Origin of the sequence: Microcoleus sp. B6-A1, from assembly GCF_036705085.1 — a bacterium.
Classification (GTDB): domain Bacteria; phylum Cyanobacteriota; class Cyanobacteriia; order Cyanobacteriales; family Microcoleaceae; genus Microcoleus.
Map to the genome: position 1 here is coordinate 48,970 of NZ_JAUBTU010000009.1, position 24,666 is coordinate 73,635.

General features: G+C 45.4%; 19 protein-coding genes. 7 read left to right on the top strand and 12 right to left on the bottom strand.

Annotated elements, in window-relative coordinates; all coding sequences use genetic code 11:
* The first annotated feature begins 6 nt into the window (after positions 1-6).
* The gene (locus QUB11_RS05100) at positions 7-2,979 is read left to right on the top strand and encodes an adenylate/guanylate cyclase domain-containing protein (RefSeq protein WP_333389962.1); all 2,973 of its coding nucleotides are present in this window, start codon (positions 7-9) and stop codon (positions 2,977-2,979) included.
* Between the two features lie 113 nt (positions 2,980-3,092).
* Positions 3,093-5,159: an adenylate/guanylate cyclase domain-containing protein gene (locus QUB11_RS05105; RefSeq protein ID WP_333389963.1), complete on the top strand. Its 2,067-nt coding sequence runs from the start codon at positions 3,093-3,095 to the stop codon at positions 5,157-5,159.
* Positions 5,160-5,237: 78 nt separating this feature from the next.
* On the opposite strand, the gene rpmB is transcribed toward QUB11_RS05105, so the two are convergent.
* From rpmB to rppA, 6 genes are all read right to left on the bottom strand, one after another.
* Complete coding sequence (gene rpmB, locus QUB11_RS05110) at positions 5,238-5,474, bottom strand: 50S ribosomal protein L28 (RefSeq protein ID WP_242724808.1); 237 nt, start codon at positions 5,472-5,474, stop codon at positions 5,238-5,240.
* A 347-nt stretch (positions 5,475-5,821) separates the two neighbouring features.
* On the bottom strand, positions 5,822-7,810 hold the full coding sequence (gene htpG / locus QUB11_RS05115; protein ID WP_333389965.1) for a molecular chaperone HtpG: 1,989 nt from the start codon (positions 7,808-7,810) through the stop codon (positions 5,822-5,824).
* 391 nt (positions 7,811-8,201) lie between these two features.
* A complete protein-coding gene (gene rppB, locus QUB11_RS05120) occupies positions 8,202-9,533 on the bottom strand; it encodes a two-component system sensor histidine kinase RppB (protein WP_333389967.1) in 1,332 nt (443 codons plus the stop codon).
* 20 nt (positions 9,534-9,553) lie between these two features.
* Entirely contained in the window at positions 9,554-9,901 is a 348-nt protein-coding gene (locus QUB11_RS05125) for a type II toxin-antitoxin system PemK/MazF family toxin (RefSeq protein WP_333201803.1), read from the bottom strand.
* Positions 9,898-10,128, bottom strand: a complete 231-nt coding sequence (locus QUB11_RS05130; RefSeq protein WP_223300653.1) for a hypothetical protein — start codon at positions 10,126-10,128, stop codon at positions 9,898-9,900. Before QUB11_RS05130 ends, QUB11_RS05125 begins: the two co-directional genes overlap by 4 nt.
* 86 nt (positions 10,129-10,214) lie before the next feature.
* Positions 10,215-10,904: a two-component system response regulator RppA gene (gene rppA, locus QUB11_RS05135; RefSeq protein WP_333201800.1), complete on the bottom strand. Its 690-nt coding sequence runs from the start codon at positions 10,902-10,904 to the stop codon at positions 10,215-10,217.
* Positions 10,905-11,111: 207 nt separating this feature from the next.
* Between rppA and QUB11_RS05140 the strand changes: the two genes are divergently transcribed.
* The 3 genes from QUB11_RS05140 (at position 11,112) to QUB11_RS05150 (ending at position 14,533) form a co-directional block, all read left to right on the top strand.
* Complete coding sequence (locus QUB11_RS05140; RefSeq protein WP_333389968.1) at positions 11,112-12,116, top strand: multicopper oxidase domain-containing protein; 1,005 nt, start codon at positions 11,112-11,114, stop codon at positions 12,114-12,116.
* 164 nt (positions 12,117-12,280) lie between these two features.
* Entirely contained in the window at positions 12,281-13,501 is a 1,221-nt protein-coding gene (locus QUB11_RS05145) for a helix-hairpin-helix domain-containing protein (RefSeq protein WP_333201796.1), read from the top strand.
* 87 nt (positions 13,502-13,588) lie between these two features.
* Positions 13,589-14,533 carry an FTR1 family protein gene (locus QUB11_RS05150; RefSeq protein WP_333201794.1) on the top strand — a complete coding sequence of 315 codons (945 nt, stop codon included), beginning with the start codon at positions 13,589-13,591 and terminating at the stop codon, positions 14,531-14,533.
* Positions 14,534-14,650: 117 nt separating this feature from the next.
* Here QUB11_RS05150 and QUB11_RS05155 read toward each other — a convergent pair whose 3' ends face one another.
* From QUB11_RS05155 to QUB11_RS05180, 6 genes are all read right to left on the bottom strand, one after another.
* A complete protein-coding gene (locus QUB11_RS05155) occupies positions 14,651-15,130 on the bottom strand; it encodes a hypothetical protein (RefSeq protein ID WP_333201792.1) in 480 nt (159 codons plus the stop codon).
* Between the two features lie 39 nt (positions 15,131-15,169).
* The gene (locus tag QUB11_RS05160; protein WP_333201790.1) at positions 15,170-18,283 is read right to left on the bottom strand and encodes an efflux RND transporter permease subunit; all 3,114 of its coding nucleotides are present in this window, start codon (positions 18,281-18,283) and stop codon (positions 15,170-15,172) included.
* A 90-nt stretch (positions 18,284-18,373) separates the two neighbouring features.
* Positions 18,374-20,332 carry an efflux RND transporter periplasmic adaptor subunit gene (locus tag QUB11_RS05165; RefSeq protein WP_445300750.1) on the bottom strand — a complete coding sequence of 653 codons (1,959 nt, stop codon included), beginning with the start codon at positions 20,330-20,332 and terminating at the stop codon, positions 18,374-18,376.
* A 193-nt stretch (positions 20,333-20,525) separates the two neighbouring features.
* A complete protein-coding gene (locus QUB11_RS05170) occupies positions 20,526-20,723 on the bottom strand; it encodes a hypothetical protein (RefSeq protein ID WP_333256410.1) in 198 nt (65 codons plus the stop codon).
* A gap of 164 nt (positions 20,724-20,887) precedes the next feature.
* A complete protein-coding gene (locus QUB11_RS05175) occupies positions 20,888-21,025 on the bottom strand; it encodes a hypothetical protein (RefSeq protein ID WP_333201784.1) in 138 nt (45 codons plus the stop codon).
* Between the two features lie 43 nt (positions 21,026-21,068).
* On the bottom strand, positions 21,069-21,788 hold the full coding sequence (locus QUB11_RS05180) for a DUF305 domain-containing protein (RefSeq protein ID WP_333201782.1): 720 nt from the start codon (positions 21,786-21,788) through the stop codon (positions 21,069-21,071).
* Between the two features lie 319 nt (positions 21,789-22,107).
* Between QUB11_RS05180 and QUB11_RS05185 the strand changes: the two genes are divergently transcribed.
* Both QUB11_RS05185 and QUB11_RS05190 read left to right on the top strand, forming a co-directional pair.
* Complete coding sequence (locus QUB11_RS05185; RefSeq protein WP_333201780.1) at positions 22,108-22,302, top strand: heavy-metal-associated domain-containing protein; 195 nt, start codon at positions 22,108-22,110, stop codon at positions 22,300-22,302.
* Positions 22,303-22,338: 36 nt separating this feature from the next.
* The gene (locus QUB11_RS05190) at positions 22,339-24,594 is read left to right on the top strand and encodes a heavy metal translocating P-type ATPase (RefSeq protein WP_333201778.1); all 2,256 of its coding nucleotides are present in this window, start codon (positions 22,339-22,341) and stop codon (positions 24,592-24,594) included.
* The last annotated feature ends 72 nt before the right edge of the window (positions 24,595-24,666 follow it).

Consider the following 24,666-nt stretch of genomic DNA (forward strand, 5'->3'; position numbering starts at 1 on the left):
CTCGGTATGAATCTGAACCTAAATCAGTTTCTGCGATTCCCTCAGTCCCGAATTGGGCGGTACTTAGCCCAAGTAACTGTCGTTGCTGTCGCTTACGCCGTGGGAGCGAGGCTAGCAATTTCAATTCAAGGTGTTAGTCCCTTTGCCGCCTCGGTGTGGCCACCCGCAGGAATTGCACAAGCTGGACTTTTATTGTTTGGGAGTAAAGTCTGGCCTGCCATAGTTTTGGGTACATTTTTGCTCAATTTGGTTAACCCAAATGAACAAATATTCGTGGTTTGGCTGGGAGGAAACGCCGGGGCGATTCTGCAAGCTGTTTTTGCAGTAACCGCCCTGAGCTGGTTCCGGTTTCGTCCCTCTATCGAGCGATTGAAAGATGTAATTAATTTAATTTTGTTTGGCGGTCTAATTGCTACTCAAATCAGTTGCACTATTGGCGCATTTTCTCTATATTTAGCTGGCAAAATAGAGTGGAGCGAATATTGGTCTACTCGATGGAATTGGTGGTTGGGAGACACAATGGGAGTTTTAATTATAACTCCCTTAATTTTAATATTAACTCGTCCTCAAGTAACCGCCGATCGTTTAAAAATACAAACAGAAACAAAGAAAAATTATTTAATTGAGCGAGGAGTATGGTTAATATTATTAATTTTGGTGAGCTGGCTGGTCTTTGAGTCGAAACAAGAAGCTTCTATTTCTCGTTATCCCCTGGAATATTTGCCGTTTCCTTTGATAATGTGGGCGGCGCTTCAATTCGGTCAGCGAGCCGCTGTCCTAGCATCGTTTATTGTCTCAATTATCGCAATTTTGGGCAGTTCTCATGGAGGGGGGCCCTTCACAGCTAAAGCTGACAATATTAATCAGGCTATCTTATTTTTGCAAGCTTTTATGGGTGTAATTACGATTACCTCGCTGTTATTGGCAGCGACAGTAGCTGAACGCACATCAGCAGAGTATTCTCTGCGGGAGAGCGAAATTAAGTATCGAGAATTGGTAGAAAATGCTAACAGTATTATTTTGAAAATGGATGCTGATGGCAATATTACTTTTTTTAACGAATTTGCCGAAAAATTCTTTGGTTACAAGGAGGAAGAAATTCTGGGGAAAAATGCCTTGGGAACCATTATTCCACAGACGGACATGGAAGGGAATAACTTAGAGTTGGTTTATAGTCAAATTTTACAAAATCCCGATCGCTTTACCAGCTATGAAAATGAAAATATCCGGCGCAGTGGCGATCGGGTTTGGGTATCTTGGGCAAATAAACCGCTGGTTGATGCAGCGGGCAAACTTTTGGGCATCCTCTGCATCGGGACAGATATCACCGATCGCCGAAAAGCTGAAATAGCGTTGCAAAAGCTTAATGAAAAGCTGGAAATCCGAGTTGAAGAACGGACAAATGCCCTGAAACAAAGCGAACTTCAGCTACAAAAACAGAAATCGGCATTAATTGATTTAGCCAAAAATAAAGCGCTGAATCAAGGCGACTTAACAAAAGCGCTTCAAGAAATAACTGAAACTGCTAGCCGTACTCTGGAAGTTGCCCGATCGAGCGTCTGGCTGTACGATCGCACTAAATCCAAGATCGAGTGCCTAGATTTGTTCGATCGCACTCTCAACCAGCACTCACAAGGCTTGGAATTAGCAGCAGCAGACTATCCTCTCTATTTTCAAACACTGCGAGAAGAACGCGCAATTGCTGCCTTTGACGCACAAAAAGATTTTAGAACTAGAGAATTTGCGGAATCTTACCTAATTCCGTTCGGCATCACTTCCATGCTAGATACGCCGATTCAAATAGGCGGAGAAACAGCAGGAGTTCTCTGTTTAGAACACGTAGGAATGCCCCGCTTTTGGACGATTGAAGAACAAAGTTTCGCTGTTTCTCTAGCAGACTCTGTAACTTTCGCAATGGAAGCGCGAGAACGCCAGCGGGCTGAAGAAGCGCTGCGGCAAGCTGAAGAAAAATACCGCAGCATTTTTGAAAATGCGATCGTCGGCATTTTTCAAACTACCCCAGATGGGCAATATCTCAGCGCCAATCCTGCTTTGCTTCGCATTTACGGTTACAGTTCACGCGAGGAATTGGTGGGTACACTAACTGATATTAGCCAACAACTTTATGTTGACCCCGAACGCCGGGCAGAAATTGTCCGCTTAATAGAAGAACAAGGCAAAGTATCGGATTTTGAATCTCAAATTTACCGCCGAGATGGCAGTATAATTTGGATTTCGGAAAATACTTATACCGTGCGCGATTCCTACGGAAATTTGCTTTATTACGAAGGTACTGTTCAAGATATCACAACTCGCAAACAAGCTGAAGCAGCTTTGCGCTTAGAACAAGAAAAATCTGACCGTCTCCTACTCAACATTTTACCGCAACCAATCGCCGATAGATTAAAACAAGACCAAAGCATCATCGCCGATACATTTTCCGAAGTAACAGTATTATTTGCAGATATAGTCGGTTTTACCCAAATTAGTTCCCAAATTTCTCCCCCCGAATTAGTTTCCTTGCTTAACGACATTTTTTCGACATTCGATCGCCTAGCAGAAAAGCACGGATTGGAAAAAATTAAGACCATTGGCGACGCTTACATGGTAGTAGGAGGGCTGCCCATGCCCCGCAGCGATCATGCAGAGGCGATCGCCCAAATGGCCCTCGATATGCAGCAGGCAATTACTGACTTCAGCAATCTCCACAATCAAGATTTTAGCATCAGAATCGGCATCAACACCGGCCCTGTCGTCGCCGGAGTAATCGGTATTAAAAAATTTATTTACGATTTATGGGGAGACACCGTTAACACCGCTTCCCGCATGGAATCCCACGGCAAGCCTGGGTGTATTCAAGTCACGTCTGCAATTTATGATATATTGCAGGACAAGTATGTATTTGAAAGTCGCGGCGCGATCGAAGTTAAAGGCAAAGGCGAGATGAACACTTATTTTCTTACCGGCATCAAGTTATAGCATCAGGAAGAATGAAGAAGGAAGAAGTAATATAAGAAGTCATGTTTCAGAATTAAGCATCTCCTAATCTTCGGGCGCGGTTGCTATAGTTAGTTAAAAATATAACACTGTGTATGATTTCCAAAAAAACTCACTTTCTGCGATTTCCTCAATCTAGAACTTGGCAATACTTAGCAAAAATAGCTGCCATTGCTTTTGCTTACGCTTTGGGAGCAAAAATAGCAGTTTCAATCCCCGGCGTAAATAAATTAGGTACGTGCGTCTGGCCACCCGCAGGAATTGCACAAGCTGCACTTTTATTGTTCGGGCGGCAGGTGTGGCCGGGAATAGCTTTAGGCGTATTTTTTTACGAGACTATTAATCTAAATATCTCCATAATAAGTGCAATAATTAGTGCTTTTTGTGCTTGTTTACAAGCTTTGTCTGCATTTACTTTGTTGCATAAACTCAAGTTTCGCCCGTCACTAAATCGGCTGATAGATGTAGTCAATTTAGTTTTCAGCGGTGCTGTAGTTGCCACTCAAATCAACTGCACTCTCGGCACGCTACGCTTCTGTGTAACTGGTTTAGTTGACTGGAGCGAATATTGGAACGTTAGATGGAATTGGTATCTCGGAGATACATTAGGAGTTTTAATTTTTACTCCCCTGCTGTTGATTATATACAACCACAAACAAGCGCCCAGCCCTTCACAAAATACAGGTTATAAAACAATTGTAAATCGCATCTGTGCCGGAATATGCCTGCTGTTATTAGTAACAGTCAGTTGGCTAGTCTACAACTCAAAAAGTGAAAGTAATCTCTCCGGTTATCCCCTCGAATACTTGCCATTTCCCTTAGTAATTTGGGCAACCATTCAATTCGGTCAGGGCGGGGGTATTTTAGCATCTTTCATTGTATCCAGTATCGCCATTTGGGGCGGTTCTCAGGGAGGCGGCCCTTTTCTTGCCAAAGCGGAAAATATAAATCAGGCAATCTTATTTTTGCAGGCTTTTATGAGCGTAATTGTAGTTACATCGCTGCTGTTGGCCGCCACTGTAGCCGAACGCGCATCAGCAGAGGATTCGCTGCGCCAAAGCGAAACTAAGTATCGGGAATTAGTTGAAAATGCTAACAGCATTATTTTAAAAGTAGATACGGAAGGAAATATTACTTTTTTTAACGAATTTGCACAAAACTTTTTTGGTTACGATGAAAAAGAAATAATTGGCAAAAACGCCGTGGGAACAATTATTCCCCAGACAGATACAACAGGAAATGACTTGGCCGCAAAGGTGAGAGATATTTTGCAAAACCCAGAACAATACACGCGAAATGAAAATGAAAGCATCCGGCGCAGCGGCGATCGCGTTTGGGTATCCTGGGCAAATAAACCGCTGTTTGACGCAGCAGGAAACTTCGTGGGAATGCTGGCAATAGGTACGGATATCACAGACCGCAGGCGGGCTGAAATGGCTCTTTACAAGCTTAATGAAGAGTTAGAATTTAGAGTGAAAGAACGAACCAATGCTCTGAATGATACTTTAAGTGCACTGCAAGTTCAACAGGAACAATCAGAACGCTTGTTGTTGAATATTTTGCCTGAAGAAATAGCCAATCGGTTGAAGCGAGGAGACAGTACGATCGCAGACACCTTTGCGGACGTTACTGTCTTATTTGCGGACATAGTAGGCTTTACTCAATTGAGCTCGCGAGTTTCTCCAACGCAATTAGTAGCCTTGCTGAATGACATCTTTTCGACCTTCGACAACCTAGCAGAAAGGCACGGTTTGGAAAAAATTAAGACCATTGGCGACGCTTACATGGTAGTAGGAGGGCTGCCAATTCCTCGCCCGGATCATGCAGAAGCGATCGCAGAAATGGCGGTCGATATGCTGCAGGCAATTACTGACTTCAGCAATATCCACAATCAAGATTTCAGCATCAGAATCGGCATCAACACTGGCCCGGTTGTTGCCGGAGTTATTGGAATTAAAAAATTTATTTACGATTTGTGGGGAGACACCGTTAACACTGCTTCCCGCATGGAATCTCACGGCAAGCCAGGGAGTATTCAGGTAACAGAAACAACTTATCAGCAATTGCGAGAAAAGTATTTCTTTGAAAACCGCGGTGCGATCGAAGTTAAAGGCAAAGGCGAGATGACTACTTATTTACTGCAAGGCAGAAAATTGCTCTAGTAAAGGTTTTTCTCTAAAAGTAAGGGCGATCGCACTCTCAAGCGTGCGATCGCCCTCATTTTAATTTAGCCAAGTTTTTTAAAGCTTGTACAGGTTAATTCCAGCTTCCTTCGCCATGATTTCCAAACCCTTGTGTTCCAAGGTTTTAATTGCCTTGGTAGAAAGGTGCAATTTTACCCAGCGCTTCTCCTGGGGCCACCAAACCCGCTTCCACTGCAAATTTGCCTCTTGCAACTTGTGAGTGCGGTGGTGCGAGTGAGAAACCGCAAAACCGTTATTCGCCTTCTTCCCCGTTAGCTGACATTTCCGTGACATATTGCGCTCCAGATTACCGTTTTTTTGCGTGCAGCATTTCATTATACCCGAAGGAAGAAGGAAGAAGGAAGAAGCAAGAAGCAAGAAGGCTTGACTTATCCCTTTACCAATAGAAATAAACTCTTACTCCCCCCCTTAGCAAGGGGGGGTTGGGGGGGGTTAATTACATGGCACGTTCAGTCAATTTTGTCAAGACTTGATTCGATCGCTTCATTATATAGCAACAGCGCAGAACCCCCCTAGCCCCCCTTGTTAAGGGGGGGACAAAAAACACCCGATCGCCGGCTCAGCAAGGGAAATAAACTCTTACTCCCCCCCTTAGCAAGGGGGGGTTGGGGGGGGGTTAATTACATTGCACGTTCAGTCAATTTTGTCAAGACTTGATTCGATCGCTCGACAAAATCCTTCATCCCTTCAGCATCGAAACCCTTCTGGGCCATCAAAGCCAAGTCGTAAACGTGGTGACAAATCATACTCGCCAACTGGGCCGACGGAGACTCCCCGCCGCCTTGAATAATCGCACCCTGACTCAAACTCGCCAGATTTTGAATCAGCGGGTGAGACGTATTCACCAGCAAAACGTGTTCTTCGGGGAATTCGGCCGCTTGCTGCTGCAAAAGCGCCGTCATATCCCGCATCCGGCGCAAAGCTTCCGGCAAAAGTACGATCGCAGGTGGCGTCGCCTCCGCAGAGTCAGACTTCAAAGCTTCTGTGCGAATGTTCACTTTCGGCTTGTTGAGAGCTTTTTGGAACATTTCTTGAACTTGTTCGCTGCGAGTTTTATTCGTCGCCGGATCGACAATTTCCGCTTCTTTCTCTTTGTCAATTAGCGTTTCGTCGATGTCGGAATCAACCCGCGAGAATTTGACATCTAAGTGTTCTCGTTCCAAGAAACTAATGAAGTGCGTGTCGATGAAAGAATCCATAAACAGCACTTCTAAACCTTGGCTTTTGTGCATTGCCACATAAGTTGCTTGAGACGCCGGATCTGTACAATAAAACACCCGATTTTCGTGGCGTTTTTGATTGCGTTCCAAATACTCTTTCAGAGTCGTGTAAGGCTGCGTCGAAGTAGAAGTTTCCGACTTCGGAGTTACATCTTGCCACAAATCTCCTTCCTCAGTTTGCACCTGAACTTCGGGCGTTACAGTTTCTGGCTTCTCGGCTGTTGGTTCGTAGGTGCTGCGGTAGATTAAGATATCTTCGACTTGCTTTTTAAACTTGTCATCGTTGAGAGTTCCGAACTTGACAAAAGTGCCGATATCTTGCCAGCAGCGGATGTATTCGTCACGGTCGTCGCGGTAAAGTTCTTTCAGGCGATCGCCCACTTTTTTCGCAATATAATCAGCGATTCTCCTGACTGTGCGATTGCTTTGCAAAGAACTGCGAGAAACGTTCAGGGGAATGTCCGTACTGTCAATAACGCCCCGCAGCGGCATCAAGAATTTCGGGATAATTTCTTCGCAGTGGTCGCTGACAAAAACCTGGTTGCAGAATAGCTTAATATTGCCTTGGGTAACATCGACATCCGGCCGCAGTTTTGGAAAATAAAGAATCCCGTTGACAATAAAAGGATAATCTGTATTCAGGTGTACCCACAGCAGCGGCTCGTCTTGGAACGGGTAAAGGTAGCGGTACAGTTCTAAGTAATCTTCTTTTTGCAAATTGCTGGCTGATTCCCGCCAAATTGCTTTGTGCTTGTTGAGTTCCTCTCCCTCAAATTTGATGGGAACGGGCATGAAATCGCAGTAAGTTTTGATTAACTGCTTAATGCGACTGGGTTCTACATATTCTTGTTCTTCATCTTGGAGGGTAAGAGTAATAGTAGTGCCGCGTTCCGTGCGGGAAGATTCTGATAGTTCAAAAGCGGGAGAACCGTCGCAAGACCAGTGTACGGCTTGCGCGCCTTCTTGGTAAGAAAGAGTATCAATGTCTACTTTCTTCGCCACCATGAAAGAAGAGTAGAAACCTAGGCCGAAGTGACCGATAATTGCGTCCTCGCCGCTGCCTTGGTATTTTTCAATAAATTCTTCGGCGCTGGAGAAAGCGACTTGGTTGATGTATTTTTTTACCTCATCGGCGGTCATGCCGATGCCGTTATCGGAAATTGAGAGGGTTTTGTTTTCTTTGTCGATCGCTATGTTGATTTGCGGTTCGCCCACCTCGCCGCTGTATTCGCCGGAACGAGAAACCATTTTGAGTTTGGCAATGGCATCGACGGCGTTAGAAATTAGTTCCCGCAAGAAGACTTCGTGGTCAGTGTATAGCGACTTCTTGATAATCGGGAAAATATTTTCGGTATGGATTGAGATTGTTCCCTGTTCTAAAACTGTCATAATTTTTCGCTAGGTATTTGTCGGTAATGAACCGTGATTAGTCATTGGTCATTGGTCATTGGTCATTAGTTATTAATTGTTAGTCGAGCTGAATTTTCCTGTTATACGTTGTTAGCTGCTAACTACTAACTACTAACTACTGACTACTGACTACTGACTACTGACTGAGGACTAATGACTATTTAATGATTTTCGGCGATCGTGCTCTCTTCTGCAAAAGGGATTACCACAAAAAGATGATTCGGTTTTCCCCACATCTTGCACAATTCTCAATCAGCCTTTCACGGGCGGGCAGGATGCCCACCCCACAATAAGAATCACTCTTTGTGGAACAGGCATCTTGCCTGTTCTTGAACATGGTGCAAGATGTCAGTTGCCCTCACATGGTAACTCACAAAGGCAATCGCAGGAAAAAGGTGCTGCCACAGCCCAATTCGCTGCGGGCGCTGAGGGTGCCGCGGTGCGCGCGGGCTATGGTTTGGGCGATCGCCAATCCCAGTCCCGAACCGCCGGTATGGCGCGATCGATCGCTGTTGACTCGGTAGAATCGATCGAATATTCGCTCTAAATCTGCCGCCGCGATCCCCATACCGGTATCTTGAACCTGAACGATCGCCTCAATGTGGCTGCAATCTAAAATAACTGTTACTTTCCCGCCCGCGGGAGTGTATTGAATGGCATTAACAATTAAATTAGCCACTAGGCGATAAAGTTGGTCGGAATTGCCGACAACATTTAATTGCTGCTGCACTCGCACTTCGGATGTTAACGCTACCTTAGAAGCGATCGCCAAAGCTGCCAATTCCTCTACTAAATCGCTAACAAGGTCATTCAAACAACACAATTGAGGGCGATCGCGTATCGCTTGATTATCCATGCGAGCCAGTAGCAGCAAATCAGCCACTAACTGAGTTAACCGTCGGTTTTGGCGATCGATCGTCCGCAAAATTTCCCGCGCTTCTTTTTCATCTAATTGAGGCGTCAACAGCGCCGATTCTACAGTCGCCTGCGAAGCCGCTAAAGGCGTCCGCAATTCGTGAGCAGCATCCGCTGTAAACTGTTGGATTTGTCGGTAGGAAGAATAAATCGGTTTCATGGCTAATCCTGCCAATAACCAACTAGCAAAGCCTATCAAAATCAATGCTGTAGGCAATCCTAATTTCAAAACCCATTTCACTGTACTGAGATAATCATTAAAGTCTTGCAGGCTCCGCCCAACTTGAAAATATCCCCAATCTTGCTGTGTTTGGGTATGTAGCGCTACAGAAATTTGGTGATAAACATTGCCTTTGGTATCAGTTATTGTTTGCCAGTATTGGGAGTTAAATCCGGCTGGTAATTCTTCTGGATAATCGCCAGCCGTAGCAATTAATTTACCGGAATAATCAAATAAACGAATATAGTAATAGCCTTGGTTGATAGCGCTTAAAATATGGCGGCTTGGCAACTGTTCTGTAATGCCTTTAACTCCCATTAGGCGGAGGTTGGGCAAAAGTTCGTTGACTATAGGCTCCAAGCGTCCGGGCTGCTGCAATTTGAGTTCTAGGCTGTCGTGTAGCGTCCCCGCTACCGATTCTAATTCCCGGTCTATAGCTACCCAGTGAGCGTGGGCGATCGCCTTATATACGCCAAATCCCAACAAGCTTAAAATCAAACCCATTACTGCTGCATAGGAAATGGCTAATTGCCAGCGAGTTTGGTTAAATAGTTTATTTTGATTCACATTGAGTCGAGCGCTCTTTTTTAAGGTAAATATCCCAAGGTAAATAATACATTATTTTCTAATTTTACCAATATCTCTGAATTAACTTCACCAATTTTATTTCGCAAGCGTGTTTTATCCAAAACTCGCATTTGATGGCACAATGCAACGGAATCTTGAGTCAATCCTCCCTCACCGCTGGGAATGAAAACAGATGAAGGGAGAGAGGCACGGCGCAGATTAGTTGTTAGAGGAATACTGATAACAGTAGTCGTGTATCTCGCAATAGTATCGTTCTGGAAAATAATTATGGGACGTACACCTGCCTGTTCGGAACCTTGCGTAGGATCGAGGGCTGCAATCCAGATTTCACCCCGTCTGACTGTCATTGCAAATCCTCATGTTTTAGGAGTTCTGCATATTCGCTCATTCCGAGTTCCGCAAGTTGTCGGTCTTCTTCGGCAAATTCGCTGTAGAGTGCAGCTAAGTTAGTTTCATCGATTGCTGGAATAGTAACTAATTTGGCACGAAATTTCAGGAAAGCAATAAATTCAAATACTTGTTTGAGTTGTTCTATATCGAGCTTTTCTAACTCTTGTTGGATTAAATCTTTCATGGCAGTCATTTTTCCGATCGAGTTTTCTATATTATAGCCAGATACTGGAAACGAGATATAATCCGCCCGCTGTTGCCCCTACAGCTTTAATTTCTCATGCGGTATCCGACGCCGTGAACTGTTTCTATTAAATTAGCGCCGCCAACAGACTCAAGTTTGCGCCGCAGCAAGCGCACTTGAGCTGCTACCACATTGCTAAAGCTATCTGCACTCGCCTCCCATAGCTGATTCCGAATTTGGTCAGTGGTGATAATTTGGTTGGGATGTTTCATAAAGTATTCTAGCAGTTGAAACTCTTTGTTTGTTAGAGAAATTATCTGGCTGTTACCACTTCGATCGAGATGGCACACAGTTCGATTTCCGCAGTCCAAAACCAGATTTCCTACCTGTAGCTGTTGCGGTTGAATTTGGGGCGATCGCCTTTGCAAAGCCCGCAATCTTGCTAACAGTTCCGCCATCCCGAACGGCTTGACTAAATAATCGTCAGCTCCGGCATCTAGTCCCGCAACTTTATCTTCCATTCGGTCTTTTGCTGTCAGCATCAATACGGGCAGTGCGCTATGTTTAGCACGCAATCTCCGCAGCAGTTCCAATCCCGACAATCCTGGTAGCAACCAGTCAAAAATCGCCAGGTTATATTGCATCCACTGGCTTTCTAAATATTCCCAAGCTTCACTGCCATCTAGGGCCCAATCAACTATATATTTTTCCTGCTTTAAGGTTCGCTCGATCGCTTTCCCTAAATCTGGCTCGTCTTCAACTAGCAAAACTCTCATAACTCTAATTTATAGCGGTAAATCCTTATACATTGTTAGCGATCGGCAGCATCTACCCCAATCTTTAAGCTCACATACTGAGATGAAATCAGCATGAAATTTTCTGACTTCGCAGAAAAAGAGAACAGTTGAGAATAATTGACAACAAGCTGGTAATGTCTTATAATCAACGACGAGTAAATTTTTGAGAAAGTTTTTCAATAAGTTATGACAGATTTATCCGATCGTCCTGCCATGAAAAAGCCGGGACGCTGGAGCCGCCGCCAACTGCTACAGCTAGGAATAGCTGGGGCTGGGGTAGCGGGCGGCGCGATCGCACTTCAAAACTTGACTCGCAAACCGACATCAGTCGCGAGAATACCGCCCATGCCCGCAGATGCACTCACCATCAGCAATATCAACCCGATGCAAATTGCGCGGGATTTTGATTACGGCACGGTGACGCGCGAAAACGGGCGCACGGTTCGGGAATTTCGCCTAGAAGCTAATACTTCGATCGTCCAACTTAACAGCGCCGTCGCTTTCAACACCTGGAACGTCAACAATCGCGTGCCGGGGCCGACATTAAGGGCAACAGAGGGCGATCGAATCCGCGTCATTTTTTATAACAAAGCCGGAGATTCTCATTCGCTGCACTTTCACGGCGTTCATACCAGCGAAATGGATGGCGTTAAACCAGTTAAACACGGTTCGGTATTTATTTATGAATTCGATGCCAATCCCTACGGAGTGCATCTATATCACTGCCATATTGAGCCCGTAACTCGCCATATAGGTAAAGGACTCTATGGAATGTTCATCATCGATCCGCCAAAACCCCGCCCTCCCGCCGATGAAATCTTGTTAATCATGGGAGGATACGACGTAAACGACGACGAAAAAAACGAACTTTACGCTTTTAACGGGTTGCCCAATTATTACATGAACAACCCGCTCCCTATTTACCGAAATCAGCTAATCCGGCTGTACGTTCTCAACATGATTGAGTATGAAGCGGCAGTGACTTTTCACCTGCACGCCAACTTTTTTGACGTATATCGCACAGGAATGACTTTGACTCCCAGTGAAAGAACTGATGTAATCACAATGGGAGTAGCTGAACGGCATATTTTAGAATTTACCTACGGCTACGCTGGAAAATTTATGTTTCATCCCCATCAAGATGCGATCGCCGAAGCAGGCTGCATGGGGGTATTTGAAGTCATCGCTTAACCCACATCCTGCTACCACGCTGCGCCGATTCAAATAAAGAAAGTATGAAATTATTTGACAAGCTCGATCGCAAATAGGTAGAATGAATAGCTCGCAAATAATTGAGAATATTTCTTAATAACCTGTGAGTCCAAATGCACATAACGTAAAAATTAGCAACTGCCATGTTATCAACTTTTCGTTTATTACTCACATCTTGCACCATTCTTAAGAACAGGCAAGGTGCCTGTTCCACAAACAATGACTTTTCTTGTGGGGTGGGCATCCCCAAGAACAGGCAAGATGCCTGTTCCACAAACAATGACTTTTCTTGTGGGGTGGGCGTCTCGCCCGCCCGTAGCAGGGTTGCTGCAAATGTTGCAAGATATCGTTTATTACCTACAGCAACCGCTACAGCCATCCTCGTTGCTCTGACCGGTTGCGTTTCCACGCCCACAGCCAGCAACACCGACAGCACACCCTCACCTGCTGCTACAGCCAGTCCCGCATCCACAAGCGGTCACAGCGGGACTCACAGCGGCAAAGGCGGCATCAACATCAATACTGCCATTCTTTCAGAGTTAGATAAACTCGAAGCCAAGTTAGGAGTACCGGCACTTTCTAACAAAATTCAAGCCAGCCGCCCTTACGGGAAAGTCGAAGAATTGGTCTCTAAAAATGTCATTACTCAAGCCCAATTCGACCAAATCAAAGACTTGGTAACTATTGAAAATGTGGTGCTGACAGGCGAGCCCAAAGATGTAGACTACATGACTAAACTTGGCTTGATGAAAGGGCATCTTTTCGTAGCCCAAGAACTATTGGATCAAGGCAAACCCGACCAGGCCGAACCTCACATCGGCCATCCAGTCGAAGAAATTTATGCCGATGTGGAAGATCAGCTAAACGAGCGTAAAATTCCCGAATTTAAAACTACTTTAATTAAATTGCAGGATTTAGTTAAAGCGGGTGCAAAAGATCCGGCTCAAGTGAAAGCAGAATTTGACACATCAATGCAAGCAGTTGACGGAGCAATTGCCGCCCTTCCCGAAGCGCAGCGCAAAGATCCGAAATTCGTGCTGCAAGTGATTAACGGCTTGCTAGATACAGCTAATTCCGAATACGGAGCCGCAGTTGCTAACGGCAAAATTTCCGCAATTATTGAATATCAAGATTCGCGGGGTTTTGTCATGTACGCGGAAAGCCTGTACAAAGATATTGCCGAGCAAGTGGCTAAAACTAGCCCGGAAATTGACAAAGCAATTGTTGCCAACATGACTGAACTTAAGGCAAATTGGCCAACTGCGATCGCGCCCTCCGCCCCCGTAAAAACGACCGAACAAGTCAACCAGCTAGTTAAAGCGATCGAAAGCGACAGCCAAAAAGTTCTCAAACCCGCATCTTAAAAATATCACTCTCATCAAGAGCGGTAATTGGTAAATAATCTGCCAATTACCTCGCTCCTTAACCAGTCCCATTCCCACCATAAAAAAATGAATTTTGGCGAAGCATTGCCCACATTTGTAATTACCCTCCGCGAAGGAGTCGAAGCCGCCTTAGTTGTCGGCATCGTTCTCGCTTGCCTCAAAAAATCAGGACAAAGTTATTTAAGTCCTTGGGTTTTCGGCGGTGTTGGGGTTGGACTTATTGCCAGCGCTTTGATAGGTGTACTTTTCGGCTGGACTATGCAAATTTTGTCCGCATCCAATCAGCCTTTTGCACCGATTATGGAGTCGCTGCTAGAAGCAACCTTTGGGGTTATAGCAATAGCAATGCTGAGTTGGATGCTGATTTGGATGACCAAGCAAGCGCGATTTATGAAAGCCGAAGTCGAAGGCGCTGTGAGTGCCGCCTTAACGCAAAACTCTCATGCCGGTTGGGGCGTATTTAGTTTAGTTTTTATTGCCGTTTTGCGCGAAGGGTTTGAAACTGTTTTGTTTGTCGTCGCGAAGTTTCAACAAGGGATTATTCCAGCCCTCGGCGCTTTGGCGGGCATTCTCTCAGCCACCGCACTTGGTGTGCTGCTGTTTAAATGGGGAGTCAAAATTAATATCCGCCTGTTTTTTAAATATATGGGCATTTTATTGCTCTTCATTGTAGCGGGTTTAGTGGTATCTACTTTGGGATTATTTGACAGTGCGGTGAATATTTTATCGCAAGCAAATCGCGAATCAGCAGCACTGTGTTTCTATTACGAAAGATTTACTAAAATCCACTCTTGCATTCTCGGGCCAATGGTCTGGAATACCTCGAAACTGCTTCCCGAAGAAAAGTTTCCCGGTTTGTTGTTGAGTGCGCTGTTTGGCTACACGGATAAGCTTTATTTAGTGCAGGGCATGGCTTATTTCGGCTTTTTAATTACCATCGGTGGCCTCTACTTTCAAAGTTTAGCTGGTCGAGTGTTTTTCCCATTCAAAAAAACACAGGTAACGAAATAGTAAATAAAGTGCGATCGAAAAGCGATCGGCTTTGTAGTCGAAATGCAAGAGGCAGTTGTTTCTTGCTAATAACTAATGCGCCCCTAACTTCTTAGAGCGCATTAGGAAATCAGCTATCTATTGACTGAAGGTAAAACGACCGTCAACTTTTTCGCCGTTAATATCCGCAGTCACTTTCACTGGATACTGACCGGGTTCATTGCCGGGAAACAACACAGCGTAATGTTTGCCCTCAGCATCATACTTGAGAGCTAGGGTTTGCTGCTTTCCATTCGGCAACTGCACTTGAGCCGTCACTTTGGCGTTAGGAACTGGTTCCTTTTTCTCCCCTTTTTGCAAAAATAAATCTAAATGAGTTCCGGTAGCTTCTTTTTCCGGTACAAACTCTAAATAGTAAGCTCCCGACTTTACAACTTGCCCCCCTTGAGTTGCTGTTGCAGGAGCAGTGGCGGGAGGCGAAGACGCAGGTTGAGAGGCGACAGGAGGAGATGCGGGAGTGGTATTTGCATCGCTTGCTTGGTCGCCTTGACTACAAGCTCCCAAAAACATCAATCCGACACTACCTAGAACAATTAAATTTGACTTGAGCGATTTCATTGGTTTAACTCCTTGCTGACTGACAATAATTAGAAAATATCACACATTAACTACCTTGCCGTCTTCAATAACTGGCTGAGGTTGTTGAGGTCGTAAAAAATGCCCAAATTGAGCATACAAAGCTGGTAAAACTAACAGAGTCAAGGCTGTAGAAGTAAATAACCCTCCTAAAACTACGACTGACAGCGGTTGCAAAATTTCCTTGCCAGCCCCGCCTTCAAATACTAAAGGTGCTAAACCCAAAGCTGAAGTTAAAGCGGTCATTAAGATGGCGTTGAGCCGTTCCATCGAACCTTTAATAATTGCTTCCTTAAAAGGCAGTCCTTCAGCAAATTTAGTGTTGTAGTTGTCTACTAAAAGCAAGCCGTTACGGGTAGCAACGCCGAATAATGTGACAAAGCCAACCAGGGAAGCTACAGAGATGATGCCGCCAGTAAAAGCTACCGCAATTACTCCTCCTACTAATCCGATCGGCAAATTAATCATAATCATAGCAGTTGAAGCGATCGACTTGACGGACAAGTACATCAATACTGTAATTACCAAAAAGGCGATCGCACTAAATACCATAATATTTTGCGAAGCTCTTTGTTCGGCTTCAAATTGACCGCCGTACTGGATAAAATAGCCAAAAGGCAACTGCACCTCTCGTTTAACTTTAGCTTGAATTTCATTCACAACCGATCGCAAATCTCGACCTTTAGCATTAGCCGCCGCCACAATCAAGCGGGAAACATTCTCGCGGTTAATCGTATTGGGGCCCGTACCGTATTTAACAGTCGCAACTTGGGCGAGGGGAATCTTGTTACCGCTTGGAGTATCAACCAACAAATTCTGAATATTTTCTAAGTTATTTCGGGCTTCCGGCTGCAACCAAACAACTAAATCAAAAGTTTGCTGCACCTCCAAAACTTGAGAAACAACCTTGCCATTCAAAGCTGTTTCAATTATTTCAGAAAGCTCTCCGATTTTCAAACCGTATCTACCCGCAGCTTGACGGTTAAACTTAATTTGAATTTGTTGCACTGGCACCTGGGGTTCGAGTTGCAAATCCACAATGCCTTCCACGGTTTTCATTTGCTCTTCAACTTGGGCACCGATGCTGCGAAGTTGATCCAAATCCGGGCCAAAGATTTTGACAGCAATCTGACTTCTGACACCAGATAAAACCTCGTCCATCCGGTGAGAAATAAAACCGCCGATATTGGGTGCAACTCCCGGCAATTTACCAAACTCCTGCCGCAGTGCTTCCAAAGTTTTCGGCCTGTTTTTCATGCCCTCCTCGCTCAAACCGATATCAATGTGAGCTAAATTGACACCCGCAGCATCAGCATCACCCGGAGCTCTGCCCGATCGCACTTGCACATATTGAAACCTGCTATCATCCTTAAGAGCATCTTCAATAGCAAAAGCCGCGCTATCTGTTGTCTCCAAAGACACCCCCGGATAAAGCATAATAGTATTCACCAAAGTTTGCTCCTGAAACTCCGGCAAAAACACCCGTCCAAAGGAAGGCAAAATAATTAATGCAGCCACCATGCTAGCAGCAGCTAAAACTAAAATAATCCCCGAAAATCGCATTGACAATTGTATAAAAAAATGATAGACGCGCTTGCAAAACCTCGGCAGCCAAGGTTCCTCGGAACTCATGCGTTTGGTAGGCAACAATATAGCACAAAGGGCCGGAGATATTAACAGCGACTCCAGACTAGAAATCACAACAACTACCAGATAAGTAATCCCCATCGGCGTAAAAATCCGACCTTCTACACCGGGCAAAGTAAAAATTGGAGAAAACACCACAATCCCAATTACTGTCGCTCCAATTAACGAATCGCGCACCTCTTGACTGCCATCAAAAATCACATCCATCACCGGGCGAGGATGAAGAGAAGACGCATTTTCTCTCAAATTGCGGTAGGTATTTTCGGCATAGACGATCGCATCGTCGATCGCAGTGCCGATCGCCACCGACAAACCCCCCAAAGTCATCGTATTCAGCCCCAGCCCCAGCCAATACATCGCCAGCAGCGCCAACAGCCAAGTCAGAAAGAAATCTAGCAAAACAACCGCCAGAGTGCGCCAATTCATCAAAAACGGGATGAGAATAAGGGTGACGATAATACTGCCTTCAACTAAAGCCGATCGCACATTCTCCACCGAGGAATTAATATATTCTTCCTGTCGAAAAGTCACAGTAACTTTGATATCTTTGGGCAGAGCTTGCTGCACCTCAGCCATTGCTGCCTCAACCGCTTTCGTTACCGTCGGAGTATCAGCAACTGGCTGTCTGTTTACCATCACAATCACAGCTTTTTTGCCGTTAAAACTGCCATCGCCCCGCTTGATTGCAGCACCAATCTTGACATCAGCTACATCAGCAATTCTGACGGCTGTTCCCTGACGAGAGGCGATCGCAGATTGCTTCAAATCTTCCACAGACTCAATCCGCCCCACCCCCCGGATTAAAGTTTCTTTATCCGGTGTAATTAAATACCCCCCCGGCGCGTTAACATTCGCAGCCGCCGCCGCTTCTGCCACTTGCTGCAACGACACATTAAAAGCTTTCAATTTTGCAGGTTCTACTAATACTTGATACTGCCTTTCTTCGCCTCCGTAAGCCACCACTTGAGCAACCCCAGTCACTGCTAAAAGCCGATTTGTGACTTGCCAATCAACCAGACGGCGCACTTCCATCAAAGGAGTAGTTTCTGAGGTAAAAGCATAGGTAATAACAAGGCCGACAGGAGAAGTTGTAGGAGAAATTTGCGGTGTTTCTACTCCGGCGGGCAGTTTGCTTTGCGCTTGCTGTAACCGTTCTGTTATCAACTGGCGCGCTTGATAAATTTCAGTGCCCCAATCAAAGATTACCTTAACCGCAGAAAGGCCCACAGCCGAAGACGATCGCACTGCTGTCACCCCAGGAGTTCCATTAATTGCACTTTCGATCGGTAGTGTTACTAAAGACTCGATTTCTTCCGGCGCGAGCCCCGGTGCTTCCGTCTGAATTTCGACTTGCGGGGGTGCAAAAGAAGGGAAGACATCAAGGGACATTTGGGGGATGATATATAATGTCCAAAAACTAACAATAATGGTGGCGATAACGACTAGCCAGCGGCGGTTAATTACCCATCTAAGAATTGTGCTGAACATTTAATAATTTGGGAATTGGGAATTGGGAATTGGGAATTGGGCATTGATAAAAACAACTATCCGTATATCCGTGACTTCCGTGTCGTGCTGTTACTTCAAACTCTTGACTTCTGCCTCTTGAGTTTTAACGTGATGGTTGTTATTGTGTAACAGCAATTCATTGTCCAACGCCGATGCAGAGGCGGAAAAACTATTGTTTCCGGCATTGTTTCCAGAATCCGCTGCTATTGCTGGCAATTTGCGCCGATTTCCCCACAACACGCCGGCTGTGAAAGTCAGAGATGCGATCGCAACTCCTCCCCCTATTCCCGCCCACCATAAAGACACGGGTAAATTATTAAAATTAACCTCTGGTACCTTTGGAGATGTCTCTTTCTTTTCCTCGTATTCTGAGTGTTTATTGCCGCCGCCCCGCAAAGATTGAGCGTAAAGTTGAGGTGCTCGCTGCGTTACTATCAAATCTCCCTCGAATAAACCCCTCTTAACTTCAACTAAATCTCCGGCGGTTTGACCGAGTTCAATTTCAACAGCTTGATAAGCATCGCCATTTTGGACGTAAACGGTTTTTTTACCGCTAACATCCACTACCGCCGCACTCGGAATTGCTAAAATATTTGTTGCAGTTTTGTCGGTTAAAATCTCCAACTCCGCAAATAGTCCGGGCTTTAATTCGCCGTTAATATTATCTAGTTCTGCTTTCACCGGCACCACCCGCGTTTCTCCTTCCACGGATGACCCAATTAAGGCGATTTTTCCCTTGAAAGTGCGATCGGGTAAATTAGCGACTTTTACCCTGACTTCCTGACCCTTTTTTACTTGATTCAGGTCTTTTTCGTAAATATTGGCTGTGGCAAAAACGCGGCTGTCATTTAAGAGACTCATCAACGGTTTTTCAGCGTTTACTGACTCTCCTGGGGTGATGAAGCGATCGGCTACCGTGCCCGAAATCGGAGCAACTACGGTAACGAGTCCTCGATCGTTGGCAACAGTTCCTAATTGTTGCAGTCGCGCTTGATAGGCTGCGTCAGCCAAGCGAATGCGCGATTGAGCAACTTCGACGGCAGTTTTGCCGCGTTTGACTTGGTTCTCGGCTTCTAGGACTTCCCGGCGGCTCTGAGCTCTGGTAAGTTGAGCTTTTGCTTCTGCGACTCTGCCTTGAGATTCCCGCAATTCCCGCATTGGGAGGTCTACTTCGGCTTGTTTAATTTCGGTTTCGGCTTTGATAACTTCAGGACGGCTTTTTGCCTTAGCAACAGCGGCTTTTGCTTCGGCAAAGTGGGCTTGCGATTCCAGCATTGTGCGCCGCGCGATCGCCCCAGATGCCGCTAATTCTTTGTCGCGATCGAACTGTTCTTTAGCAATAGTTAATTCTGTTTCTGCCCGCGCTATTTCGGCTTGCGCTATTTCAACTTGACGTTGATAGTTTTCTTGAGCTGCTTGCACCACGGAACGATTATTTACTAATTCTTGTTCTTGCTGGTACTGCTTAGTTACCGCTGTCAACTGGGTTTGGGCTTGGGCGATTTCTGCTGCGGATATTTGACTTTGGCGATCGTAATTTTCTCGTGCTAATTTGAGATCGCCTTCCGCTTGCTGCAAATCTGCCTCAGCTTCGGCACGTTTCGAGAGAGATTCAACCCGCAACTGTCCTAATTCTGAACTCGATAAAACCGCAACGGGTTGACCTTTTGATACTTTGTCCCCAGGCTTAACCAGTAACTCTACTACTTTGCCAGCAACAGGAGCCGTTACTTCTACTTTTTGGTTGGGCAAAGTTTCAATTTGTCCTGTGGTTTTGATGCCGATATCTAGTCTCTGGCGGGCGGCAGGGGAGATTTTAATTCCTAACCGTTTTGCTGTTTCGGCATCCACAGAAATAGCAGCAGGAGTTTGAGGTGTTTCGCTGCTTTGGTGAAATTCATTTCCGTGGCCAGCGTGGGCAAAAACAGCGGCCGGAGAACTTAGCAAAATTAGGCTGAACAACGTTCCAGAAAATCTGCTAATAATTGCCCGATATTGAGCATATTTGTGGAATATCATCGTTGGCATTGTCCTTGAAATCAGGTTTAGTGCCACAGGTTTAGCAGTTGGTATTTTGCCAAGGTAAGTAAGTGATACCCATTAAGTAAAGTTACTTATTAGCATTTTCCAAGAAGCGACCGCTAAGCAATGACCGAGAGCTAGAAATGCTCTACTAAACCTAGTATTTCACGAGCAAATGAAATTAGGATGAAATTTCGCGTCAGCAGCCCAGATGCCCACCAGCTTCTAAAATACGAAGATAAGTTTCGCCTAATGACAAGCGATTTTGCTGTAGATTTTTTTCCGGTTTTTTTATCTCTGCTCGCGCTGCAATTTCGTTTGTCAATGCGCTCACTACCTCATCTACGGCTGCATTTGATTTATCAGTTGTGGTTAATTCCAAGCTGTTCAAGATCATGACCCTACCCCCTCTATATAGCTTTTTGCTGAGCTACCTACTACTTTAGACGTAGGGCCAAGCAATTGTCTTCAGTATTTTTACGTAACTTTCTACTACTTTAGAGGTAGGGCGGCTCAGTTATCTATAGTATGTGTAGGCACTCTCAGGGAACTGAGGTGGAGTCAGACAAATGCTGACAGCCACAGTCGAGCTACATTACTTTGTCTACCAAGGCTGTCGCCACTTTTTCCTTTGCTCAATTTCTTGCTTTTGTGAAGCAAGTATTTTCGGAACTCTTGAGCGAGTGTGATTAATGTCACTCATTTTTGGGATTAGGGTCACGTTTTGTTGAGGTGAGCTAAATTACTTTTTGTACCAAGCTTGCCGCCACTGTTTCATTTGCTCAATTTCTTGCTTTTGCGAAGTCAGAATTTCTTGAGACAATTTCTTCATTTCCGGGCGTTTTGACTTCTTCAAAGCATCTTGGGCCATCACTAAAGCTCCTTCGTGGTGAGGAATCATCGCATTGATAAATCGCAAGTCAAATTGGTCGTCAGCGGCCCCTAAATCCATGCTCATCATCATGCTTTGCATTTGTTCGGGAGTCATGGCCATCATGTGACCCATTGGGGCGTGATAAGCCATCGGGGTACTGCTGGCTTTGGGATACCAAGTTTTTCGCCACTCTTTCATTTGATTGATTTCGCGGTTTTGAGCAGCAATTATATCAGTGGCAAGTTTTTTCATTTCCGGGCGTTTGGATTGTTTAAGCACATCTTGAGCCATTTTTACAGCACCTTGATGGTGTACTGTCATGCCATCAATAAACCGCAAATCGTAATCGGCATCAGCAGGGCCTAAATCCATTGACATATCGTGATTCATGCCATGATTCATGCCACCCATGCCACCGCCTTGTGCCACGTCTTGCTTGTTGTTTGCTTCGGTTGCAGCCGTAACATTTGGGGCGGGAGTTTCACTGGAAGGGGCTTTTGAACAAGCTGCAAGCACTCCACTGGTAAAAGCGGCTGTGGCGGTCAACATCAGCGCTGCAAAGCCTGTTTTCAACGAAATTGGTTTCATAGAGCTTATATCCTTAAAACTGCCATTTATTTTCAGTTTTTCATATATAAATGAAATTAGGATGAAATTTTTGTGGCAAACTTGTAAAGAATTATTTCTGTGCCGTCGATCGCACTCAAAGTTAAGATTTACAGAACTCACAACCTAATTATGTAGGGTGCACAGTGCGCGCCTTACCCCTATGGGTAGCGTGTCAAACCACTTTTTTCATAATTCCTGATTTATTTTGCAATTCCCCTTGACTCTCCTGTGGACTGGAGACTTTATAATAGAGTTAATTCATTGATTGAGCAGAGTAGTTTCTGCTGAGGTTCAAATTATGACTTTACAGCTAAAAGTTCCTAAAATGGCTTGTTCTGCTTGTGCGACTACAATCACAAAAGCAGTCCAAGCCATTGACTCAGCCTCAAAGGTTGAGGCCGATCTCAAGACAAAATTGGTCACGATTCAAACCGCTAAGTCGGAAAGTGAAGTTAGGGAAGCGATCGCATCGGCGGGCTATCCAACTATTTAAAGACAAAGGGTAAATGTCTCATTGAGGATGGCATCTATGGACAATCTCACACTTAAATTGCGGGGCATGAGTTGTGCTTCTTGTGCTTCATCTATCGAACAAGCAATTCAATCTGTTCCCGGCGTAATTGAGTGTCATGTCAATTTTGGGATGGAACAAGCAACCATCCAATACGACTCCCAGCAAACAAACTTAGAAACAATTCAATCGGCGGTTGATGATGCGGGATACCAAGCTTTGCCGCTTCAAGAAATGGCGACGCCAGAGGATGATTCCGAACAAGCCGATCGCAAATCGGAATCTCAAAACTTGCAGCGGAAACTCTGGACAGCAGGTATCATCAGCATCCTGCTGGTTGTGGGCGCTATTCCGACGATGACCGGCTTGCACCTGCCATTTATTCCCGCGTGGCTGCACAATTATTGGCTGCAATTAATCCTGACATCACCCGTACAATTTTGGTGCGGCAAATCGTTTTATGTGGGAGCTTGGAAATCCCTAAAACGGCGGGTGGCGACAATGGATACCCTGATTGCTTTGGGTACAAGTGCTGCTTACTTTTATTCTGTATTTGTGACATTTTTCCCAGGTTTGTTCACAGCCAAAGGTTTAAATCATGGCGTTTACTACGAAGTTTCTGCCAGCGTTGTCGCCTTAATTTTGTTGGGGAAAACCCTAGAAAATCGGGCCAAGGGAGAGACTTCGGAGGCAATTCGCAAACTCATGGGTTTGCAAGCAAAAACTGCTCGGATAATTCGCAACGGGGAAGAGTTGGAAGTGCCGATCGCCCAAGTGGAAATTGGCGATGTCGTGCAGGTGCGGCCGGGAGAGCAAATCCCTGTAGACGGAGATGTTATTGAGGGTGCTTCGACGGTAGACGAAGCAATGGTTACGGGAGAAAGTTTGCCCGTCAAAAAGCAGCTTGGCGACGAAGTTATCGGAGCCACAATTAACAAAACTGGCAGTTTCAAGTTTCGGGCGACCAGAGTTGGCAAAGATACATTTTTAGCTCAAATTGTCAAGATGGTGCAGGACGCACAGGGTTCAAAAGCACCGATTCAAAAGTTAGCCGACCAAGTGACTGGTTGGTTTGTTCCTGTAGTAATTGCCGTCGCTTTAGCTACTTTTCTTATCTGGTTTAACGCAACGGGAAACTTCACTCTAGCCACAGTGACAATGGTGGAAGTCCTGATTATTGCCTGTCCCTGCGCTTTGGGTTTAGCTACTCCGACTGCTGTGATGGTGGGAACTGGGAAAGGTGCAGAAAATGGGATTTTAATTAAAGGAGCCGAGAGTTTAGAATTGGCTCATAAAATCCAAATTATCGTATTAGATAAAACTGGAACTCTCACCGAAGGTAAGCCGACTGTAACTGATTTTGTGACAATTAAAGGAACGGAGAATAGCAATGAGTTAAAGTTGCTGCAATTGGCGGCGTCTGTAGAGCGAAATTCGGAGCATCCTTTGGGGGAAGCTGTTGTTAGATACGCTCAATCTCAAGAGGTGAAGTTGACGGATGTTAAGGATTTTGAGGCGATCGCCGGGAGTGGCGTGCGCGGGGTTGTAGGCGGAAAGTCGATCGCCCTGGGAACGCTGAGGTGGATGCAGGAACTAGGCTGCGATACTGAATATCTGGAACTGCGCGCCAGAGCTTTGGAAGCTGCGAGCAAAACGGTTGTTTGGATGGCCTCCGAAGGCAAAATAGAGGCAATTCTGGGCATTGCTGATGCCCTCAAACCATCGTCAGCGCAGGCGGTGAAAGCACTTCAAAAACTCGGTTTGGAGGTGGCGATGCTGACGGGGGACAACCGCGCGACTGCGGAGTCGATCGCCCAATCCGTGGGCATTACGCGCATTTTTGCCGAAGTTAGACCCCACCAAAAAGCAGCTCAAATCCAAGCCCTGCAACGGGGCGGAAAAATTGTCGCGATGGTGGGAGATGGGATTAACGATGCACCGGCTTTGGCAGCTTCAGACGTGGGAATTGCGATCGGCACCGGCACCGATGTGGCGATCGCAGCCAGCGACATTACCTTAATTTCAGGAGATTTGCAAGGCATAGTTACAGCAATTAAACTTTCCCGCGCCACCATGCGAAATATTCGCGAAAATCTGTTTTTTGCGTTTATTTATAACATCGCTGGCATACCGATTGCCGCTGGTATTTTGTACCCCATTTTTGGCTGGCTGCTAAATCCAATTATTGCCGGTGCAGCAATGGCTTTTAGTTCAGTCTCTGTACTTACTAATGCTTTGCGGTTGCGGAATTTTCACGCCAAATCTAGTGGCTAAATTAGGAGTTTCCCTAAAATTCCTGGTAGCAAAGGCGCACAATCCCTCGATTTATTAACCAAAATCTCTTGC

Bases quoted from the DNA above. Each gene is read 5' to 3' on its own strand.
- QUB11_RS05150 (WP_333201794.1), top strand. From the start codon at position 13,589: ATGAATTTTGGCGAAGCATTGCCCACATTTGTAATTACCCTCCGCGAA.
- QUB11_RS05185 (WP_333201780.1), top strand. From the start codon at position 22,108: ATGACTTTACAGCTAAAAGTTCCTAAAATGGCTTGTTCTGCTTGTGCG.
- rpmB (WP_242724808.1), bottom strand. From the start codon at position 5,474: ATGTCACGGAAATGTCAGCTAACGGGGAAGAAGGCGAATAACGGTTTT.
- QUB11_RS05145 (WP_333201796.1), top strand. From the start codon at position 12,281: ATGTTATCAACTTTTCGTTTATTACTCACATCTTGCACCATTCTTAAG.
- QUB11_RS05125 (WP_333201803.1), bottom strand. From the start codon at position 9,901: ATGACAGTCAGACGGGGTGAAATCTGGATTGCAGCCCTCGATCCTACG.
- QUB11_RS05170 (WP_333256410.1), bottom strand. From the start codon at position 20,723: ATGATCTTGAACAGCTTGGAATTAACCACAACTGATAAATCAAATGCA.
- QUB11_RS05160 (WP_333201790.1), bottom strand. From the start codon at position 18,283: ATGTTCAGCACAATTCTTAGATGGGTAATTAACCGCCGCTGGCTAGTC.
- QUB11_RS05190 (WP_333201778.1), top strand. From the start codon at position 22,339: ATGGACAATCTCACACTTAAATTGCGGGGCATGAGTTGTGCTTCTTGT.
- QUB11_RS05105 (WP_333389963.1), top strand. From the start codon at position 3,093: ATGATTTCCAAAAAAACTCACTTTCTGCGATTTCCTCAATCTAGAACT.
- QUB11_RS05155 (WP_333201792.1), bottom strand. From the start codon at position 15,130: ATGAAATCGCTCAAGTCAAATTTAATTGTTCTAGGTAGTGTCGGATTG.
- QUB11_RS05130 (WP_223300653.1), bottom strand. From the start codon at position 10,128: ATGAAAGATTTAATCCAACAAGAGTTAGAAAAGCTCGATATAGAACAA.
- QUB11_RS05140 (WP_333389968.1), top strand. From the start codon at position 11,112: ATGACAGATTTATCCGATCGTCCTGCCATGAAAAAGCCGGGACGCTGG.
- QUB11_RS05165 (WP_445300750.1), bottom strand. From the start codon at position 20,332: ATGCCAACGATGATATTCCACAAATATGCTCAATATCGGGCAATTATT.
- htpG (WP_333389965.1), bottom strand. From the start codon at position 7,810: ATGACAGTTTTAGAACAGGGAACAATCTCAATCCATACCGAAAATATT.
- rppA (WP_333201800.1), bottom strand. From the start codon at position 10,904: ATGAGAGTTTTGCTAGTTGAAGACGAGCCAGATTTAGGGAAAGCGATC.
- QUB11_RS05180 (WP_333201782.1), bottom strand. From the start codon at position 21,788: ATGAAACCAATTTCGTTGAAAACAGGCTTTGCAGCGCTGATGTTGACC.
- QUB11_RS05100 (WP_333389962.1), top strand. From the start codon at position 7: ATGAATCTGAACCTAAATCAGTTTCTGCGATTCCCTCAGTCCCGAATT.